Genomic DNA, 6323 nt, shown 5'->3' with positions numbered 1-6323 from the left:
CAGCAAAATGCGGTCTTCCTGCGCAACCAATGCCTTGCCCAACGAGGTATTGAGCCAGTGCGCAGGCAGGTCGCCATCGCCATTGAGCGAGCGCAGCAGATCTGCAGGCTTGGAAGGCACTGCCGTCGTGCTCGCCGCAGCAGCACCGCTGCGGCTCAGCGCGTCCTGAACCACCTTACTGCTGCGTTCACGGCGCTGATGCGCGTAGGCAATCAAAACCGCACCGATCAGAGCAGCCAGGGCCAGAAACGCCACGCTCAGCATCAGCAAAAGACGGGATGTCTCCATCAGTCAGCCCCCTCATCGAGCTTGGCCATGCGGTAGAGCAGCAGCACGCCAAAAACCTGCAAAGCGGCCGCCGCCCAGATGATGTTGCGACCACTGGCGTCATTCCACATATTCAGAAAGTAGCTCGCATTGAAGGAAATGATCAGACAGCACACGGCCACCGGCAGCAGGCCCAGCACCCAGGCCGACATGCGCGTTTCGGCCGTCATGGCAGACAAGTCCTGCTCGGCCTGCTCGCGGTCGCGCATGAAATGAGCCACGCGCTCCAGCAGCAGATCGACCCGGCCGCCATAGCGCACGCTGATGCGCAAGATGGCTGCCAGCAAGTGCAACTCGTCCAGTCGTGTCTGCCTGGCCACATGAGCCACCGCGTTCTCCAGGTCCATGCCTGCGCGAGCCAGACTGGCAGCCTTTTCCATGACCGATTGCAAAGGGTCTTTGGTGCTGGCCGCTGCCATCTGGAAGGCCGCCTGAACGGAGTTGCCAATCGTCACCAAGCGCACCGTGTTGTCGAGAAAGCCAGGCAGCTGCTGAGTGAGCCTGGCGCGAAACTTCTGAGCCCGCGAGTAAAGCAAAAAGAAGAAACCAATCCCCTGCAGCACCAGCGCGGCACTGGCGGCCAGCCAGCCGACCGCAAGACCAACGGCCAGAAACGTCGCAGCAATCAAGACCAGCCCGCCATAGAAAAGTCCGGCGCCAACCGTCCCCAACAAGATTGCGGGAACCGGCCAGCCTGTTCTTTTCTCGTTGCCCTGCAAGGCATCCGCCACTGAACCATCAAAAGCCGATGCCGCTGCATCCTTGGCGGCAAATCCGGCCGCAGCGGCTGCGCTCTTCTCCAGGCTCTGCTCCAGATGCCTGGTCATACGGTGCGTCCTCTGCTGTCTGCCGACAAGCACCCACAGCGCCATGGCGGCTGCAGAGATCAACAGCGCCAGACTCAGGAGTAAGAATGCATGGCTAGCCATGGCGCAGTCCCGCATGGTTTGCGCCGTTGCCACCCGCGTGCTGCAGCACCGCGCGATAGCGCGCCAGCTTGGGCGTATGCGGCACCATGCCCAGCGTGGTCCAGCGCTCCAGATCCTCACCGTCGGGCTGCGGCAGCAGTTCGTGCCGATAGAGCTCCTGGGTGGCAATCACGCTATCGATGATGCCCGTGACTTCGGTGATCGACGTGATGCGCCGCTTGCCATTGGGCAGACGACTGATCTGCACGATGAAATCGAGCGCATTGGCAATCTGGCGGCGCAGGCTGACCTCGCTGCCCTGAAAGCCCGCAAAGCCCGCGAGCATCTCCATGCGGTGCAGACACTCGCGTGGAGAGCTGGCGTGGATGGTGGCCATGGAGCCGTCGTGACCGGTGTTCATGGCCTGCAGCATCTCCAGCACTTCCGCGCCGCGCACCTCGCCCACCACAATCCGATCGGGTCGCATGCGCAGGCTGTTGCGCAGCAGATCCCGAATGGAAACCACTCCGGCGCCTTCAAAACCACCGGGGCGGCTTTCCATGCGCACCACATGCGGGTGAGGCAGCGTCAGCTCGGCCGTATCTTCAATCGTCACCACCCGCTCATTGCCGGGGATGAAGCCTGCAATCGCATTGAGCATGGAGGTCTTGCCGCAGCTGGTGCCGCCGCTGATGAGAATATTGCAGCGCTCGCGCACCGCCAGCTCCAGCAGACGCGCCATGCCTTCGTCCATGGTGCCGAAATCGACCAGATCCTGAACCCGCAGCGGATCATTGCGAAACTTGCGTATCGATACCGCCGGCCCGTCCAGCGACAGCGGCTCTATCACCACATTGATACGGCCGCCGTCCGGCAAGCGCGCATCGACCATGGGCGTGGATTCATCAAGGCGGCGGCCCAGCGGGGAGATGATGCGGCGCACGATGCGCAGCACATGGGCGTTGTCGGTGAAGTGCAGGGCCTCCTGCTGCAAAATGCCCTTGCGCGAGACAAAGACGCGCTGGTAACCATTGATCAGAATGTCCTCGACCTCCGGATCTGCCATCAAATCGTCAAGAGGCCCCAGCCCCGACAGCTCCTTGTTCAGAGCCTGCGCAATCCATTGCACCTCCTCATCGTTGACGGGAAAGCGCTGCTGACGCACAAACTGCTCGAGCTCCTGGTGCACAAACTGGCGCACACGACTGGTTGACCATTTCGCAAACACCGCACCCAGTTCCTCCACACGCGTGAGCAAATGCTCGTGTGCGACGTTCTTGATCAGCAGCAGCTGCTTGGAGTCCGAAAAATGACTGCTTTTTTCGGCGAAAACAATGTCCATGCTCATTCGCCTCTCCTCCATCGCTTGGCCCATTGCCCGAGAACGCCCGACGCCGGCGCCGCGACCTTGTCGGCCGCAAGCGCTCCGCTCAGCAATGCTCTGGCCATGCCTCTGACACAGGTCACATAGGGATCACCGCGCAGCGATTGCGACAACAGCTGACCGCAGCTGGCGGCATTCAGCAAAACCGTGGACCGATCCGGAACCACATGCAGCAATTCCAGACCAAGGCGCTGTGCAACCTCTTTGGCGGGCAGGCCGGCTTGCGCATTGAAGCGGTTGAGCACCAGCTTGAGCGTGCTGCGATTCACGCCCTTGGCATCGAGCTCCTTGAGCATCTGCGCCGTGGACACAATACCTCCCAGCGACTGGTCACAGACCACCCAGCCCTGTCCGCTCTCGCGCAGCAAGGGCGCCAGAAAATCTGCCTGCACCATGCCGCCCAGATCGATCACCTGCACCCCAAGCAGGCTCTTTAGCGTGTTGACTACGCCCGCTGCTGCTGCGGGACTGACTTCGCGCAGCATGCCCAGGTCGGAGGGCCAGGCCAGAGTCACAGTGCCCGTGGAGTGCTTGGCAAAGGCCGATTCGATCAATGTCGCGTCCAGGCGGCGCGTATTCTGAACCGCATCCACAAAACTGAAGTCACCCGCGATGCCCAGATACAGCAATCCATCACGTGCAGGCAAGCCCAGATCCAGCAACGCCGCATGTGCGGACTCCTCCAGCGGCAACTGACTTGCGCCAAAAGGCCTGGCAACCTGCTTTCTGTTCTTGGTGCCTCGCACGTCATAGGCATGCATTTCCTGGAACATCACGGCCAGATGCGTTGCCAGCGTGGTCACACCCATCCCTACACGTGCTCCCAGCAAAGGCAGGGAAAAACCTTTGGTTTGCGGCTCCAGCGCCACCGCCGCTGGCAGCTGACTGCGTGCATGCATCTGATGCCTGATGGCCGCATTGGCCTCGCCTTCGGACGCATCCCAGTCAATGAATTCAACCACGCCACAACGCAGGGCCGCACGCATGGAAGCGGGCTCGGCAGCAGAGCCGGATCCCATGATCACCACACCGGGGAAACTGGCACGCAGATCGCTGACCAGGGCGATGGCAGCCTCCGTCACGGGAGCCGAGAAATCCACCACCACCACGCCAAGCCCCGACGCCGAAATCGCAGTGTGAAGCGTTGCCAGATCACCAGCCACCGGTATCACTTCCGCATCGCTGCCCAGAGCACTCGCCAGCCAGAAAGCGTGCGATGAGGACTGCGTCACCAGCACCACGCGTGCATTGCCGCTCACCGACCCTGGCTGCGCGGTATTGAGCTGGGATGAGTCCATGCGCATATTCATGTCTCGACTCAGGCACTCAGCGCGAGAAGCCCGGCGCCACGCTGGACGACAGACCTCCCGCCACCCATGGACCCCACACCGCAGGATCACGCTGCTCGGTGCGTCCGGGCAGCAGCGGCTCCACATTCACATCGCGAGCCAGCGGTTTGACAAGACGTGGTGTCACCACAATCGCCAGCTCGCTCTCCTTTTGCTGAAACTCCTGACGCTTGAACAGCACGCCCAGAATCGGGATATCGCCCAGCAAAGGAACTTTGTCGGTGCCTGATGTGGTGTTGCGGCTGACCAGGCCGCCGATCACAAAGCTTTCGCCGTCGCCCAGTTCCACCGTCGTGTCGGCACGGCGTGTGGTGATGGACGGAATGGTCGCGCTGTTCAGAACAATGGTGTTGGCATAGTCCAGTTCGCTGGCTTCGGGCGCCACCTTGAGCACGATGCGATCGTTGGACAGCACCGTGGGAGAGACCGTCAAGCCGATGCCGTAAGGCTTGTACTGAATCGCCACCATGCCCGTTCCTGCAGGCACGGGAACCGGCACCTCGCCGCCCGACAGAAAGTTGGCGCTCTGACCGGACAATGCCACCAGGGTCGGGGCCGCCAGCACCCGCGCCAGATTATTGCCTTCGAGCATGCCGATATTGACACCGATGCCGGCCTTGTCGAACTGCATCAACAAGTTGAAGGCCTGAGTCAAAGGGTTGGCGGTCGCGCCCGTCGTGGAGCTTCCACCGCTTGAGCCATAGGAGCCGCGCCCAAAAATGCCAAAGCTGAAGCCTGAGCTGTTGGGAGACGTGCTGAACAGATTGAGGCCCACCTTCTTCATCTGGGTCTTGTTGAACTCGACCACCTTGACATCGACCTGCACTACATTGCTTTTGAGCTGAACGCTGGAGAGATCGACAGTCTTGGCCTTGTCAGAGGACTGCGCGTTCGCCAGCTCGCCGGCAAACTGCTGCTCTATCAGGCTGGAGGCCTTGGCCGTACGCAGTTCCACCCGCTGCTGCACATTGAGCATATAGGTCTGCGCCTGCGCTTCACCACGCGGCCAGACCATGAACGATGTACCACCCGGCTTGAGCGGGCTCAGCAGGATCTTGGCGGCCGCCCCCTTGCCCACACGCTTGATATGCACCGCCGCAATCGTGTCGTCACCGATTGCAATGCGTTCCACACCGCCAGGCAGATTCAACTCATGCTGAGCGCCCATCACGAGCTTGATTTCCCTGGCTGCTGTTGCTTGCGGCGCTCTGCTTTCGCCTCCATTGGGCACTTGCTGCGCAAGGGACGGGACAGTGACGGCACTGAAGGACAGGCCGCAGAGCAGATACAGCGGCTTCATTGACGGGGTGCGGGGCGAGATCCAAAAAGTCTTGTTATTCATAGCTCAATACCGCACGGTTTGGGAGTTGGCGCCACGCACGAATTCAACGGGCAGGGAGGAATCCGCGGAAGCGGTGCGCGTGCGCGGCACTGCAGGCTTGGCCACCCCGGCTGTCATGGGCTTGGCCGCACTTATGCGCGCTGCCGAGGTGCCTGCGGAACCGGCCAGGCTGCTCATGGCCACACCGGCCTGCGCTGCGTCAGCACCTTCCAGCGGAGCAGCAACGGATCCCTTGGTCATGGCGACGGTCAATACACCAGGCAGCGGAGCAAACTTCTCGCTATCCGGTTCGGTCATGTCCGTGGGATTGCGCAATGCCAGCAGCAGACTGCCATTGGAGCCTCCCAGCAGCAACTGATTGACCTCGGCCACCGGGACCGCAAGCACTGCTGTGCGGGCGTTATCAGGACCGTTGGCCGGCTTGCCCTCTGTTTTCTCCGCCGAGCTCAGAGCGTCCACCGATGCCGCACCATAGGCCAGCACGCGCTTGCGCGAAAGCAGCAAACGCGCCTGGCTCTGGTCAATTTCATTGCCGTCGCGGCGCAATGCAAAGAACACATCGACAAAGTCACCGGGTCTGATGCGATTGCCAGCGCCAATGCTTTCATCGACCTTGACCGCGACCGCACGCTCACCCTCCGACAACTTGAGCGCCAAGCCGGTCACCATTTGCCCTTGGAGTACGGGTGCGCCCTTTGGAATGTCCACCGCAGGAACGGAGCCAATGGCGGCCTGAATCTCGCCAAAAGCACCATCGGGCTTGGCGGGCAACGGCATGAGCTGCAGATCCCCGGCCTTGAGTGCCTGACCCGCGGGAATGGCCTGTGCGGCCACCACCACGCTCAGGCTGGCATTGGGTTGGCTGTTGCTGGCGGAAGCTTGAGCCTGAGGGTCCGGTGCTTGAGGAGCCCTGGCAAGCATCCACCCATAAACACCCAGAGCCAATGCCACTGCCAGCAAAACCCCGACCGCGATCTTTGCGACATTCACCATAAATTCCCTCTGTTTACTGG

General features: G+C 61.6%; 5 protein-coding genes and 1 pseudogene. All 6 read right to left on the bottom strand.

All coding sequences use genetic code 11. From position 1 onward, the window contains the following. Positions 1-288: pseudogene (locus ACLBXN_RS11030) on the bottom strand (type II secretion system F family protein); the annotation flags it as partial. Continuing rightward, complete coding sequence (locus ACLBXN_RS11025) at positions 288-1154, bottom strand: type II secretion system F family protein (protein ID WP_447612157.1); 867 nt, start codon at positions 1152-1154, stop codon at positions 288-290. The pseudogene ACLBXN_RS11030 and the gene ACLBXN_RS11025, both read right to left, overlap by 1 nt. A gap of 94 nt (positions 1155-1248) precedes the next feature. Beyond that, positions 1249-2583, bottom strand: coding sequence for a CpaF family protein (locus ACLBXN_RS11020; protein WP_043003903.1), 1335 nt, complete (start codon positions 2581-2583; stop codon positions 1249-1251). Beyond that, positions 2580-3917, bottom strand: a complete 1338-nt coding sequence (locus ACLBXN_RS11015) for an AAA family ATPase (protein ID WP_447612156.1) — start codon at positions 3915-3917, stop codon at positions 2580-2582. Before ACLBXN_RS11015 ends, ACLBXN_RS11020 begins: the two co-directional genes overlap by 4 nt. A 28-nt stretch (positions 3918-3945) precedes the next feature. After that, positions 3946-5310, bottom strand: a complete 1365-nt coding sequence (locus tag ACLBXN_RS11010; RefSeq protein ID WP_447612155.1) for a type II and III secretion system protein family protein — start codon at positions 5308-5310, stop codon at positions 3946-3948. A gap of 3 nt (positions 5311-5313) precedes the next feature. Next, complete coding sequence (cpaB, locus tag ACLBXN_RS11005; protein WP_447612154.1) at positions 5314-6303, bottom strand: Flp pilus assembly protein CpaB; 990 nt, start codon at positions 6301-6303, stop codon at positions 5314-5316. Between the last annotated feature and the right edge of the window lie 20 nt (positions 6304-6323).

The organism is Comamonas sp. C24C (assembly GCF_053345995.1).
The sequence above is the reverse complement of the archived record's forward strand: the minus strand, read 5'-3'. Positions and strand labels throughout refer to the sequence as shown.